At 68.7% G+C, this 12,068-nt stretch carries 13 protein-coding genes; 7 read left to right on the top strand and 6 right to left on the bottom strand.

The genetic code is table 11. The annotated features are described in order from the left end of the window. Positions 1 to 15: 15 nt before the first annotated feature. Positions 16 to 1,152, top strand: a complete 1,137-nt coding sequence (locus U5918_RS09985; RefSeq protein WP_336001204.1) for a site-2 protease family protein — start codon at positions 16 to 18, stop codon at positions 1,150 to 1,152. Here U5918_RS09985 and U5918_RS09980 read toward each other — a convergent pair. Further along, positions 1,139 to 2,671 carry a GMC family oxidoreductase gene (locus tag U5918_RS09980; RefSeq protein ID WP_336001203.1) on the bottom strand — a complete coding sequence of 511 codons (1,533 nt, stop codon included), beginning with the start codon at positions 2,669 to 2,671 and terminating at the stop codon, positions 1,139 to 1,141. The genes U5918_RS09985 and U5918_RS09980 overlap by 14 nt on opposite strands. A gap of 219 nt (positions 2,672 to 2,890) precedes the next feature. Here U5918_RS09980 and U5918_RS09975 point away from each other — a divergent pair, with 219 nt between their 5' ends. Continuing rightward, positions 2,891 to 3,619 (top strand): SDR family NAD(P)-dependent oxidoreductase, encoded by a 729-nt coding sequence (locus U5918_RS09975; protein ID WP_336001202.1) that lies wholly within the window; start codon positions 2,891 to 2,893, stop codon positions 3,617 to 3,619. A gap of 7 nt (positions 3,620 to 3,626) precedes the next feature. On the opposite strand, the gene U5918_RS09970 is transcribed toward U5918_RS09975, so the two are convergent. Continuing rightward, the gene (locus tag U5918_RS09970) at positions 3,627 to 4,070 is read right to left on the bottom strand and encodes a PaaI family thioesterase (RefSeq protein ID WP_336001201.1); all 444 of its coding nucleotides are present in this window, start codon (positions 4,068 to 4,070) and stop codon (positions 3,627 to 3,629) included. A 60-nt stretch (positions 4,071 to 4,130) separates the two neighbouring features. After that, positions 4,131 to 4,934, bottom strand: a complete 804-nt coding sequence (locus U5918_RS09965) for an N-acyl homoserine lactonase family protein (protein ID WP_336001200.1) — start codon at positions 4,932 to 4,934, stop codon at positions 4,131 to 4,133. Positions 4,935 to 5,029: 95 nt separating this feature from the next. Here U5918_RS09965 and U5918_RS09960 point away from each other — a divergent pair, with 95 nt between their 5' ends. Genes U5918_RS09960 through U5918_RS09950 form a run of 3 tightly spaced genes read left to right on the top strand, consistent with a single transcriptional unit; the run spans position 5,030 to position 7,420 of the window. Then, positions 5,030 to 5,263: an antitoxin VapB family protein gene (locus U5918_RS09960; protein WP_336001199.1), complete on the top strand. Its 234-nt coding sequence runs from the start codon at positions 5,030 to 5,032 to the stop codon at positions 5,261 to 5,263. Next, entirely contained in the window at positions 5,260 to 5,634 is a 375-nt protein-coding gene (locus U5918_RS09955; protein WP_336001198.1) for a PIN domain-containing protein, read from the top strand. Before U5918_RS09960 ends, U5918_RS09955 begins: the two co-directional genes overlap by 4 nt. A 46-nt stretch (positions 5,635 to 5,680) precedes the next feature. Then, the gene (locus U5918_RS09950) at positions 5,681 to 7,420 is read left to right on the top strand and encodes an acyl-CoA synthetase (RefSeq protein WP_336001197.1); all 1,740 of its coding nucleotides are present in this window, start codon (positions 5,681 to 5,683) and stop codon (positions 7,418 to 7,420) included. Between the two features lie 4 nt (positions 7,421 to 7,424). Here the strand turns inward: U5918_RS09950 and U5918_RS09945 are convergent, their stop codons facing one another. After that, positions 7,425 to 8,642, bottom strand: a complete 1,218-nt coding sequence (locus tag U5918_RS09945) for an acyl-CoA dehydrogenase family protein (protein WP_336001196.1) — start codon at positions 8,640 to 8,642, stop codon at positions 7,425 to 7,427. 152 nt (positions 8,643 to 8,794) lie between these two features. Here U5918_RS09945 and U5918_RS09940 point away from each other — a divergent pair, with 152 nt between their 5' ends. Both U5918_RS09940 and U5918_RS09935 read left to right on the top strand, forming a co-directional pair. Then, positions 8,795 to 9,355 carry a SprT-like domain-containing protein gene (locus U5918_RS09940; protein WP_336001195.1) on the top strand — a complete coding sequence of 187 codons (561 nt, stop codon included), beginning with the start codon at positions 8,795 to 8,797 and terminating at the stop codon, positions 9,353 to 9,355. A gap of 157 nt (positions 9,356 to 9,512) precedes the next feature. Continuing rightward, entirely contained in the window at positions 9,513 to 10,688 is a 1,176-nt protein-coding gene (locus U5918_RS09935) for a CBS domain-containing protein (RefSeq protein WP_336001194.1), read from the top strand. A 33-nt stretch (positions 10,689 to 10,721) separates the two neighbouring features. On the opposite strand, the gene U5918_RS09930 is transcribed toward U5918_RS09935, so the two are convergent. Both U5918_RS09930 and U5918_RS09925 read right to left on the bottom strand, forming a co-directional pair. Next, the gene (locus tag U5918_RS09930) at positions 10,722 to 10,928 is read right to left on the bottom strand and encodes a heavy-metal-associated domain-containing protein (protein WP_336001193.1); all 207 of its coding nucleotides are present in this window, start codon (positions 10,926 to 10,928) and stop codon (positions 10,722 to 10,724) included. Positions 10,929 to 11,057: 129 nt separating this feature from the next. Then, on the bottom strand, positions 11,058 to 11,975 hold the full coding sequence (locus U5918_RS09925; RefSeq protein ID WP_336001192.1) for a hypothetical protein: 918 nt from the start codon (positions 11,973 to 11,975) through the stop codon (positions 11,058 to 11,060). Positions 11,976 to 12,068 lie beyond the last annotated feature (93 nt).

Below are 12,068 nucleotides of genomic sequence, written 5' to 3'. Positions count from 1 at the left end.
TCCCTAGCGCCGCCGATGTCGACTCCGCCGTCGTCGACGCCTGCGTCGCTGCCGCCGGAGGTGCCCGACCCCGAGTCGCTCCCCGATTTCTTCCGCGTCTACGACGTGGAGGTCGACGACGGCGACGTCCGGTACTACGGGGAGTTGCGCGGCGCCCAGGAGGCGGCCCTCCAGCGACTGGCCCCGCTCTTTCGCGAACGCGGCTATCGCGTCCGGATCGCCCGCGAGACCGGCGAGCACGTCCTCGTCGCGACCGAGCGATCGACGGGCGTCGAGGGCGTCCCCTGGACGAACGTCCTCCTGTTCTGTATCACCGTGGGGACGACGCTGCTGGCCGGCGCCCGGTGGTACGGGCTCCCCGTCGAGGAGCACCCCGAACTGCTGCTGCAGGCGTGGCCCTTCGCCCTCTCGGTGCTCACGGTCCTGGGGATTCACGAGTTCGGCCACTACGCCCTCTCCCGGTACCACGAGGTCGAGGTCTCGCTGCCCTACTTCATCCCGATGCCGAACTTCCTGGGCACCTGGGGCGCGGTGATCCGGATGCGCGAGCACATCCCGAGCCGCCGGGTCCTCTTCGACATCGGCGTCGCCGGGCCGCTCGCGGGCCTGGGGGCGACGATCGTCGTCACCGCCATCGGCGTCTCCCTGCCCCCCGTCGACGTGGGGGCGGCCGCCGGCACGTCCATCGCCGAGCAGTATCGGCTGGGCTACCCGCCGCTGATCCAGGGCATCGCGCTGGTGCTTGGAGAACCGCTCCGCTACAGCGACCCGTCGCTGATCGCCAACCCCGTCGTCATCGGCGGCTGGGTCGGCGCGTTCGTCACCTTCCTGAACCTGCTCCCGGTCGGGCAACTCGACGGCGCGCACGTCCTCCGGGCGCTGATCGGCGACTGGCTGGACCGCCTCCAGCTACTCGTCCCCCTGGCCCTGTTCGGGCTGGCCGCCTACACCTACGCGATCCTGGACGCCTGGATGGTCGCCGGCCTCTGGGGCTTCTGGGGGCTGCTGGCCCTGCTTTTCACCCGTCTCGGCGGGGCCGACCCCCTCGACCAGACGCCCGTGGACGCCCGGCGGCAGGCCGTCGCGGCCGTGACGCTCGTGTTCGCCGTCCTCACCTTCACGCCCACGCCGATCGTCTTCACCGGTTTCTGATCAGGTCCGCGGCCTTCTCCGCGATAGCGATGGTCGGGGCGTTCGTGTTCCCGCTGGTGAGCGTCGGCATCACCGACGCGTCGACGACCCGGAGGCCGGAGACGCCGTGGACGCGCAGGCGGTCGTCGACGACGGCCGCGTCGTCGTCGCCCATCTTGCAGGTCCCGACGGGGTGGTAGACCGTGTGCGCCGTCTCGCGGACGTGTTCCCTGATCTCGTCCTCGGTCTGGACGTCTTCGCCTGGCCAGACCTCGTCGCCGCGGTACTCGTCGAGCGGGGCCGCCTGTGCGATCTCCCGCGAGCGTTCGATCCCCTCGACGAGCACCTCCAGGTCCCGCTCGTCGGAGAGGTACCGGGGATCGATGACGGGGTCGTCGAACGGATCGGCCGAGTCGAGCGCGATCCGCCCACGGCTCTCCGGGCGGACCTGCGTCGCGCCGATGGAGAAGCCCATGCCCTCCTCGGGGTTGGCGAACCCGTGTTCCATGTAGTAGACCGGCGCGAAGTGGAACTGTAAGTCCGGCGCGTCCAGGTCCGGATCTGTCCGGACGAACCCGCCGCTCTCGGCGATGTTCGTCGTCGGTGCGGGGTCGGGCGGCCCGCTCGTCCGCTCGTAGACGGTGAACGCGAACAGGTGATCCTGGAGGTTCCGGCCGACGCCCGGGCTGTCGACCGCGACGTCGATCCCGTGCTCGCGGAGGTGGTCGGCCGGGCCGATCCCCGAGAGCATGAGCAACTGCGGGGAGTTGACCGCGCCGGCGCTGAGGATCACCTCGGACTCGGCGGCGACCTCGTGGCGCTCCCCGTCCTGCTCGAAGACGACGCCGGTCGCCCGGTCGCCCTCGACGGTCACCTCGGTCACCTGCGCGCCCGTCTCGACGGTCAGGTTGTCCCGATCCAGCGCCGGCTTCAGGTAGGCCGCCGCCGCGGAACACCGCGCGCCGCCCTCCTGGGTGACGTGGTAGTAGCCGACCCCTTCCTGGGTCGCCCCGTTGAAGTCGTCGTTGCGCGGGATGCCGACCGACTCGGCCGCCTCGATCAGCGCCGCCGAGGTGGGGTGGGGATCCATCTGGTCGGTGACGTTGAGCGGTCCGCCCTCGCCGTGGAACTCGTCGGCGCCCGGCTCGAAGTGCTCGCCGCGCTTGAAGTAAGGCAACATGTCGTCGTACCCCCAGCCCTCGTTGCCCTGCGCGGCCCAGGTGTCGTAGTCGAGTTCGTTGCCCCGGATGTAGATCATCGCGTTGATCGAACTGGACCCGCCCAGCGTCTTCCCGCGGGGCCAGTACAGCTCCCGGTCGCCCAGTTCCGACTGGGGCTCCGTGTAGTACTCCCAGTCCACGTCCGTTTTAAATAGCTCCCCGAACAGCGCGGGGACGTGAATCTCGTCTTTCTCGTCCGGCGTCCCGGCCTCCAGGAGCAGGACGTCGGCGTCCCCGTCTTCGGAGAGCCGGTGTGCCATCGCACAGCCGGCCGATCCGGCCCCGACCACGACGTAATCGTGCGTGTGGGTTGAACCCATGGCACGCACCAAGGACGAACGCATTGTAAAGATGGATGCTACCTGTAGTCAATCCGAACGGGATCGGACGGACGCCGGCAGACTCGTTTCATTCGACTGCCGAGCCCGGCCTCACGCAGTTCGGACGGACGCGGACTCCCGGGTTCCGGCCCCGCGCGGACGCCACCCCCTCAATACTGGACCCGCAGAGTAATGTGGCAACCCGACGGAACACCCAGTATGGCTGAGGCGAGACAGCGAGCGGTCGTGGTGGGCGCGTCGTCTGGGATCGGGGAGGCGCTCGCGCGGGAACTCGCGGACGTGGGCTACGAGGTCGGGCTGACCGCCCGACGGCGGGAACTGCTCGAGGACCTGGGGCGGGTCCTCCCGACGAAAGCGTACGTGGCGCGCATGGACGTGACCGAGATCGAGGCGGCCCGCGAGACGTTCGGGGAGGTCGTCGACGCGATGGACGGCGTCGATCTGGTGGTTCTCAACGCCGGCGTCGCCTTCGAGAACCCGGGGCTGGAGTGGGGCCCCGAACTGGACACCATCGACACGAACGTCCGCGGGTTCGCGGCGCTGGCCGCCGCGGCGATGGACCGCTTCGAGACCCAGGGCCACGGGCACCTCGTCGGCATCTCGTCGGTCGCCTCGCGCTTCGGCAACGGCGAGGCGCCGGCCTACGGGGCGTCGAAGGCGTTCGTCTCGAACTACCTCGACGCGCTGCGCTACCGGGCGGGCCGACTCGACGCCGACGTGGACGTGACCACGATCGAACCGGGCTACGTCGACACGGAACTGGCGGGGGGCGACTTCTGGAAGGCCTCCCGCGAGACCGCCGCCACGCAGATCCGCCGCGCGATCGAGAACGAGCGCCGCCACGCCTACGTCACGCGGCGGTGGCGCCTGGTCGCGAAACTGATCGACGCCATGCCGGATCTGCTGAAACGGCGGCTCTTCCGGTAGCGCGAGCCTACGCCAGTTCGTAGCCGATCTCGGCACTCAGTTCGACGTCGCTCTTCCGGAAGGTACCCGTCCCCCGGGCCAGTTCGTTGCCCTCCTCGTCGCGGACGATTGAGCCGGCGATCAACTGGCTGGGGTTGTCGTTCAGGACCTCGCCCTCGGCGCGGATCGTCCCCGAGGAGACCGGCCGTTCCATGTAGAGGTTGAAGTCCGTCGTCAGCACGAACACGTCCTCGACCAGGGAGTTGGCGGCGAAGAAGGCCGCGTCGTCGAGCGCCTTGAAGTAGATCGACCCGTGGACGCCCCCGAGCGCGTGGTGGTACTCCTCGCCGACGGGGATCTCGACTTCGGCCGCGCCCTCCTCGATCGAGAGCGTCGCGGGGACGTGCTCGGTGACGTTCGAGCCGTGGTACATCGCTTCGAGCTTCCGGTAATGGTCCTCGTTCGCGGTCATGCCCCGACGCAGACGCGGGGCGGACAAAAGCGGTCCGGCGGAGGCAGCCGCCGCGGCCGGTCAGGGCAACTCCTCGCGCATGCGGTCGACGTCGTCGGCGTCGTGGCCGCAGTAGACGGCGGCGTCGGTCCGCCGTTCGAGGTCCTTCAGGAACTGCAGACTCTCGAACCAGTCGCGCTTGCTCCACAGCAGCGGGCCGCCCATCGGCTGTTCCCCGTCGTAGTTGGCGCGGCTGAACGCCTCGTCGCCGGCGAACAGGGCGGTCCCGAAGCCGTCGAGGTCGAGTTTCACGCCCAGCTGGCCGGGCGTGTGGCCGGGCAGGTGGAGCAGTTCGAGGTCGGCGAAGGGCATCGTCCGGTCGTCGTGGACGATTTCCCAGTTCAGATCGTGGTCGAAGTCCGCGGTGACGTAAGCGTCGTCGCCCGCGTCGGATTTCGCGCTGTAGTAGGCGAACTTCAGTTCCTCCTCGTGGACGTAGATCGGGACGTCGGTGCCGGCGAAGTGCTGCAGGCCGCCGGCGTGGTCGATGTGGAGGTGGGTCTGGATCACGGCGTCGATTTCGTCGATGGCGTAGCCGACCTCGTCCAGGGCCTCGGGAAGCGGGTGCTCGTCGGCGTCGTAGTGCTCGAAGGCGTCGTACAGCGCCGGCGGCCAGTGGCCGTCGCCCGCCTCCGGGTGAGAGCCGGTGTCCCAGAGGATCGTCGCCTCGGGGTGGTCGATCACCAGGTTGTACACCGCGCCGTCGGCCCGGACCGTGTCCGGGTCGGGCTCCGTGGCGGTGCCGACGGAGAACCCCTCGACGACGTAGTTCACGTCCGACCGGACGGAGCCGCGATCGACGACCGAGACCGTCGCGTCTACCATGGCCGTGAGTGTGTGGGCGGCCCGATAAACTTCCCGGGGGCGGCCGAGGGCCGCCAAATTTGATATACACAGATTCAGAATATACAGAGACACGGATGTCGAGCAAGACGGTCAGTCTCGAAGCGGAGACCTACGAACGGCTCCGCCGGGCGAAAGGCGAAGACGAGAGCTTCAGCGACGTGGTCGACCGCCTGCTCGGGAACGACGAGCACCCGCTATACGACCTGGTCGGCGCGCTGGACGACGAGGAGGCAGAGACGCTCCGGGAGCGCTCTCGATCGTTCCGGTCGGACGTGGTCGCCAGAGTGGGCACGGACGGCGAACGGTGATCCTCGACGCCTGTTTTCTGATCGATCTGCTGGACGGCGACGACGCCGCGGTCGCGAAACTCGACGAGATCCGGGACGAGCACCTCGTCGTTCCGACACTGGTCTACACCGAAGTCGGCGTCGGGATCGATCCGAACAGCGGGACCGGTCGGCGGTTCGAGGACGTCATGGACGACGTGACGCTCGTTCCCTACGACGGAGCGGCCGCGAGACGCGCCGTGGACATCCAGCGCGGACTTCGTGACGAGGGTGCGCGAATCGGTGCCGTCGACGCAATGATCGCCGGCATCGCGGTCGTACGCGACGAGCCGGTCGTGACGCGCAACGCCGAGGGGTTCTCGCGGACGCCTGTTCGAGTGAGTCCCTACTAACCGGGTAGCTCAGGGAAACGCGTATCACGGCCCCCGCCATATCGCCATGGGTTCCCAACCCATGGCACGTGGCGACCGGCTCGACGCCTATCACTTCTACGAGGACGAGTGGGACGACTACGACCAGCTCCGGGCGGCCTTCGACTGGGAGGTCCCCGAGCAGTTCAACATGGCGACGTACCTCTGCGACCGCTGGGCCACCGACAGGCGCCGCGTCGCGCTGTTCGCCGAACGCGAGTCCGACGGCGACCCGTCGTCGCGCCGGGACGCGACCGGCGTGGCAGCGGCCGACCGTGAGACCTACACCTTCTGGCAGTTCCAGCGGATCGCGAACCGCCTGGCGAACTACCTGCGCGCCCAGGGCGTCCAGCGGGGCGACCGCGTCGGCGTGAACGCGCCCCAGCGGCCGGAGACGGTGTTCGCCCACGTCGCGGCCTGGAAACTCGGCGCGGTCTCGGTCCCCCTGTCGACGCTGTTCGGCCCCGACGCCGTCGAGTACCGGCTGGACGACTGCGACGCCGTCGCCGCCGTGGTCGACGCCGCCAACCTCGACGCCGTCCGGGAGGCGCGGGAGTCGCTGCCCGCCCTCGAGACCGTCGTGACGGTCGGCGACGCCGAGTTACGGGACGACGAGATCGCGCTGCAGGACGCGCTGGCCGACCAGCCCCGGACGTTCGACACCGTCGAGACCGACGCGGAGGACGACGCCATCGTCATCTACACCTCGGGGACGACCGGCGATCCGAAGGGAGTTCGCCACGCCCACCGCACGCTGCTGGGCCACCTCCCGCTTTTCGTCACGACGATGCTGAATCTGGAGTCGCCCGAGGACACCGTGTTCTGGACGCCGGCCGAGTGGGCCTGGATCGCCTCCCTGTTCGACGTGGTGGTGCCCGCCCTCTTCTACGGCCGCCCGGTCGTCGCGTACGACGGCGGCCCCTTCGATCCGGAGACGGCCTTCGAGGTCGTCGAGCGCTACGGCGTCACGAACTTCTTCGCGCCGCCGACGGCGCTGCGGATGATGATGCAGGTCGAGGACCCCGACCGCTTCGACGCGGGGAGCCTGCGAACCATCGCCAGCGGCGGCGAGTCCCTCGGGGAGACCATCGTCGACTGGGCCGCCGACACCTTCGGCGGCACCACCGTCCACGAGGGATACGGCCAGACCGAGGCGAACATGCTCGTCGGCGGCTGTACCGCCCTCACCGAGTTCCGCGAGGGGTTCATCGGCCGGGCCGGCCCCGGCCACGAGATCGAGATCGTCGACCCCGACACCGCCGAACCGACGGTCGAGCGCGGCGAGGTCGGCGAGATCGCGGTGCGCTACGAAGGGAACCCGGTCTGTTTCGTCGAGTACTGGGAGAAACCCGAGGCGACCGCCGGCAAGGTGAAGAACGGCTGGCTGCTGACCGAGGACCTCGGCCTGCTGGACGAGGACGGCTACCTCCAGTTCAAATCGCGCAAGGACGACGTGATCATCTCGGCGGGCTACCGCATCGGCCCGGAGGAAGTCGAGGACAGCGTCGCGGGCCACCCGGCCGCCGCCGACGCCGCCGTGATCGGCGTCCCCGACGACGAGCGGGGGACGGTCCCGAAGGCGTTCGTCGTCCTCGCCGACGGGGACGACCCGACCGAGGACACCCGGGAGCGCCTCCGCCAGCACGTCCGCGACCGCCTGGCCGAGTACGAGTACCCCCGCGCGATCGAGTTCGTCGACGACCTCCCCAAGACCGCGACGGGGAAAGTCAGGCGCGCGACCCTGCGCGAGCGCGAGGGGCTGGACTGACGCGTCAGCCGTCGTACCGCGTGAGCGCGTCGAGTTCCTCCTCGGGCACGTCCGCGAAGGCCTCGCGGGCGACGGTGCGCTTGTGGACCTCGTCGGCCCCGTCGACGATGCGGAACTGCCGGACGCTCTCGTAGAAGTCCGCGACGGGCAGGTCCTTGGCGATGCCGTTGCCGCCGAGGAACTGCAGCGCGGTGTCGATGGCCTCCTGGGTCGCGTTCGCCGTGAACACCTTCGCCATCGAGACCTCGACGCGGGCCTCGTGGCCAGCGGAGATCCGGTCTGCGGCCTGGCGAACCAAAGAACGGGCGGCCGCCAGGTTGGTCTCCTGTTCGGCGATGACCATGCGGGGGTGCTGTTTCTCGGCGAGCTTGTCGCCGAATGCGTCGCGTTCGCTCATGTAGGCCTTGGTCACGTCGAGCGCCCGCTCGGCCATCCCGGAGTAGCGCATGCAGTGGGTCAGCCGGGCGGGACCGAGCCGCTCCTGGACGTGCTGGAAGCCCTTGCCCTCCTCGCCCAGCAGGTGTTCCTCGGGGACGCGCACGCCGTTGTACTTGATCTCGGCGTGGCCCATCCCGTGGACGTCGCTGCCGACGTGGGGGATGTTCCGGACGACCTCGACGCCGTCGGCGTCCTTGGGCACCAGGAACACCGAACAGCCCTCGTAGGGGTGGGCCTCCTGGTCCGTGCGGGCGAACACGAGCAACACGTCGGCCTTGATGCCCTTGCTGGTCCACCACTTGTGGCCGTCGATGACCCACTCGTCGCCGTCCTTCTCCGCTGTCGTCTTCAGCATCTTCGGGTCGGAGCCGCCGCCCTGCATCGGCTCGGTCATCGAGAAGCCGGACGCGATCTCCCCGTCGACGAGCGGCTTCAGGTACTCCTCTTTCTGGAGTTCGGAGCCGTGCAGTTCCAGCAGGTGCATGTTCCCCTCGTCGGGGGCGTCGACCCGCATCGCGATCTGGCCCAGCGTCGACCGCCCGGCCTCCTCGAAGGTCGGCAGGGTGTCACGGAAGTCATAGCCCATGCCGCCGTACTCCTCGTCGATCTGTGGCGCGTAGACGCCGTACTCGCGGGCGGCCTCCCGAAGTTCGTTGATCGTGCTGTCCGAGACCGACATCCCGCCGGACAGTTCCCGCTCTTTCGGGAGGACCACGTCCTCCATCAGGTCGTGTGCGCGCGCCGCCAGTTCCTCGGCCGCCTCGGAGTCGTTGAACGTGAGCATGTCGATACCCCAACGGTTCCCCCGCGACCGAAATAAATCTAGCGCCGAATTCTCACAATGTTAGAATTTCAACGGGCAATAGTACACGTTGTTAGAAACATGCCGCCGGTGTGGGCGGAACGGATTAGGGGGACCGCCGAGAGGGGTCGCCCGTGACGACGGCGGAGCCGGCGACGCGCGAGGCGCTGCTCGAGCGGGCGGCCGAGTACGCCGAGACCGTGCCGATCGACCTCGACACCGACGCGCTCTCGTGGGACGTCTCCGAGCGTGCCAGGCGGCGGGCCGGGAGCTGCCGGTACGACCCCGAGACGGAGGCGATCACCGTCGTCCTCACCTGGGACGCCTACCGCGAGTTCGGCTGGACGGAGTTTCGCGGGACGATCCGCCACGAACTCGTCCACGCCTGGGAGTTCGAGCGGTACGGCGAGTCCGGCCACGGCGAGCGCTTCCGCGCGAAGGCCGACGAGATCGACGCGCCGCGGTACTGCCGCTCGTTCACCGACGGCCGCCTCGAACTGGTCTGCACGAGCGACGACTGCGCCTGGCGGCCCGAGCGCCACCGCGCCTCGAAACCCGTCCGGAAGCCGGACGCGGGCTACCGCTGCGGCGAGTGCGGGAGCGAGTACGTCGTCCGCCACCGCGAGACGGGGCGGACCTGGCGCACCGCCGCGGGCTACGAGCGCGCTCGCGAGGCCATCGGCGACGACTGGTGACGGTTCTCACAGGAGCGCTCCGGAGCGCTCGAGGGGTGCGTTTCGGCTGCCCGTTTGCCGGGTGTGATCCTTCTCCCCTCCGGGGGTTCTCGACCCGAAGCGACAGGGTTCGACCCGGAGGGCACGACTTATCCGGCCGATGCTCTTACACTGAGCCATGGCAAGTGTGCGGATCGGTTCGGCGTTCGGGATCCCGATTCGACTGGGTGGCTCGTTCCTGCTCGTCCTCCCGGTCCTCGTGTTCCTGATCGGATCGCAGGTCGACGTGACTGCGGACGTCCTCGCGGAGTCTCTGGGGACGACCATCGACGCGGCGGCGCTGACCAGCGGGTCACTCCCGTGGGTGCTGGGGCTGGCCGCCGCGCTCGGGTTGTTCGGCGGCGTCCTCGTCCACGAGTTCGGGCACGCGCTGGTCGCCCAGCGCTACGGCGTCGGCGTCGACTCGATCACCCTCTGGTTCCTGGGTGGCCTGGCCCAGCTCGAGGAGTTCCCCGAGGACTGGCGCCAGGAGTTCACCATCGCCGTCGCCGGACCCATCGTCAGCGTCGGCGTCGGCGCGCTCTGTTACGCGGCCTTCCTCGCCTTCCCGGTCGGCCAGCCCGCGCCGCGGTTCGTCTTCGGCTACCTGGCCGTCCTCAACGTCTTCCTCGCCGCGTTCAACATGCTCCCCGGCTTCCCGATGGACGGCGGGCGCATCCTGCGAGCGCTCCTGTCGCGCAACCGCACGCGACTGGAAGCGACCCGCATCGCCGCCGGCGTCGGGAAGGGCTTCGCCGTCCTGCTCGGACTGGGCGGGATCATGTTGGGGCAGATCTTCTGGATCGCCATCGCCTTCTTCATCTACATCGGCGCGTCGGGCGAAACCCGGCAGTTGATCCTCGAGGCCGCCTTCGAGGGGCTGAGCGTCGCCGACGTGATGACGCCGGCGGGCGAACTCTCGACGGTCACGCCGGAGACGAGCGTCGCCGACCTCGTGGACCGCATGGTCCGCGAACGCCACACCGGCTACCCGGTCGTCACGGCGTCGGGCGACCTCCGCGGGATCGTGACCCTCTCTGACGTGCAGGGGGTCGACTCGGTCGAGCGGGACGCGATCCGCGTCGAGGACGTGATGACCAGTGACCTGCGGACGGTCACCCCCGAGACGGCGGCCGAGGACGCCATCTCGACCATGACGCGCCAGAACGTCGGCCGACTGCTCGTCCTCGACGACCGGGGCGACCTCGTCGGACTGGTCTCTCGCACCGATCTGATGACCGTCTTCGAGATCCTCAAGGACGGCCGCTCTGCGGCGCTCGGCAAGCCGACCGGAGAGTCCTCGCTGCCGCGGTGAGGGCGGCGGCTCTCCGGCGATTCTGCGGCGGATTCAGGCCGGGTGGTAGCCGGCGTCCGAAATCGCGTTGGTCAGTTCGGTCTCGGCGACGTCGTCGTCGGCCTCGACGGTGACACGGTCGCCCTCGTGATCGGCCTGGACGCTCCGGACGCCGTCGATCTTCCGGAGCGCGTCCTCGACGGTCTCCTCGCAGCCCGTGCAGGACATGTCGGTGACGGTGAGTGTCTTGGTTCGGGTCATCTGTAGGCGTAGACGTTCGACGGTCGACTGGGTTCTGGTGGTTCCTGAACGGACAGTCTCCCGATTCGATCTTGGACCGACAGCGAAAAAAAAAGTCAACGCTGCACCCTGTGCCCTGCAGGTGATGGGCTACTGCTCGGTCCGGGAATCGACGGCGGCGCGGATTTTCCGCGGTTCGACGAGCATCGTTCGGTTCCCGACGACCGCCTCCGCGTAGACGTCCTCGCTGGAATCGTCGTCGACGAAGACGTGCAGGGCGCCCCGGAGCCGGACGTCGTGCGTCCCGGGCAGGTTCGTTTTCGTGTAGTTGAACGAATTCGCACTCCGGGTCCTGAGGTAGAGGTCGAGGAACAGCTCGTCCCAGTCCGTCTCGAGAATGTCGTCCTGGTCGAGCGTCTCGATGGCCTCGGTAATCTCCCTGAGGTCCCACTGCGCCTGGAAGTCGCGGGTATTGAAGGCGACGACGCCGCGCGCCAGTTCCGCGACCCGCTCGGTCGTCCCGGCGAACTCCCCGTCGGCGTCGACCTCGGTCTCGGTCGGTGGGGCGACCAGATCGTCGTCGATGGTCACCATCTGCCAGTCGCCGCCCGCGGACTCCCGGATCTCGATCCACCCGAGGATGCCCGCTGCTGCACGTGACCGGTCGTAGTCGCCGGTCAGCCCGACGTCGGTCACGAGGCTCGATTCGATGCTCGGCTGGAGGACGAGTGAATCCTGCCAGCTGGTGGACTTCTTCACGTCGTCGAGTCGCATCAGCGTCCGGACCTCGGACGTGTTCGCTCCTGGGTCCGAGGAAGCGTACATGAACTGCCACTCCTCGCCCGCGAACCTGAACTGGTTCGCACCGCTGCCACCGGGACTCCCGCTGCCGCCCTGGCTACCGCCGTGGCCGTCCCTGTGGTGCGCCGCAGCGTTCGATGCGAAGCCGGTGAGGGCGGCGAGCCCGACCACACTCCCCTTCAACGCCGTCCGCCGGTTCAGGCCGAACCCGTCCCGGTCGGCCGCTCGCTCGTCGATGTCGCCGTCCAGATCGTCGTGTTTGCTCATTGTTCTCTCACCTCGTGGCCGATCCACGAGCACACTGACTCTCGGAACCATCTGATATCAATATATCTTTTAGAATGAATATCTGTGTGCAAG

Source organism: Halorientalis sp. LT38 (genome assembly GCF_037031225.1).
Lineage (GTDB): Archaea > Halobacteriota > Halobacteria > Halobacteriales > Haloarculaceae > Halorientalis > Halorientalis halophila.
The sequence above is the reverse complement of the archived record's forward strand: the minus strand, read 5'-3'. Positions and strand labels throughout refer to the sequence as shown.

Excerpts from the sequence above, each read along its gene's own strand:
- U5918_RS09985 (WP_336001204.1), top strand. The coding sequence starts at position 16 with ATGTCGACTCCGCCGTCGTCGACGCCTGCGTCGCTGCCGCCGGAGGTG.
- U5918_RS09980 (WP_336001203.1), bottom strand. The coding sequence starts at position 2,671 with ATGGGTTCAACCCACACGCACGATTACGTCGTGGTCGGGGCCGGATCG.
- U5918_RS09975 (WP_336001202.1), top strand. The coding sequence starts at position 2,891 with ATGGCTGAGGCGAGACAGCGAGCGGTCGTGGTGGGCGCGTCGTCTGGG.
- U5918_RS09970 (WP_336001201.1), bottom strand. The coding sequence starts at position 4,070 with ATGACCGCGAACGAGGACCATTACCGGAAGCTCGAAGCGATGTACCAC.
- U5918_RS09965 (WP_336001200.1), bottom strand. The coding sequence starts at position 4,934 with ATGGTAGACGCGACGGTCTCGGTCGTCGATCGCGGCTCCGTCCGGTCG.
- U5918_RS09960 (WP_336001199.1), top strand. The coding sequence starts at position 5,030 with ATGTCGAGCAAGACGGTCAGTCTCGAAGCGGAGACCTACGAACGGCTC.
- U5918_RS09950 (WP_336001197.1), top strand. The coding sequence starts at position 5,681 with ATGGGTTCCCAACCCATGGCACGTGGCGACCGGCTCGACGCCTATCAC.
- U5918_RS09945 (WP_336001196.1), bottom strand. The coding sequence starts at position 8,642 with ATGCTCACGTTCAACGACTCCGAGGCGGCCGAGGAACTGGCGGCGCGC.
- U5918_RS09935 (WP_336001194.1), top strand. The coding sequence starts at position 9,513 with ATGGCAAGTGTGCGGATCGGTTCGGCGTTCGGGATCCCGATTCGACTG.
- U5918_RS09930 (WP_336001193.1), bottom strand. The coding sequence starts at position 10,928 with ATGACCCGAACCAAGACACTCACCGTCACCGACATGTCCTGCACGGGC.
- U5918_RS09925 (WP_336001192.1), bottom strand. The coding sequence starts at position 11,975 with ATGAGCAAACACGACGATCTGGACGGCGACATCGACGAGCGAGCGGCC.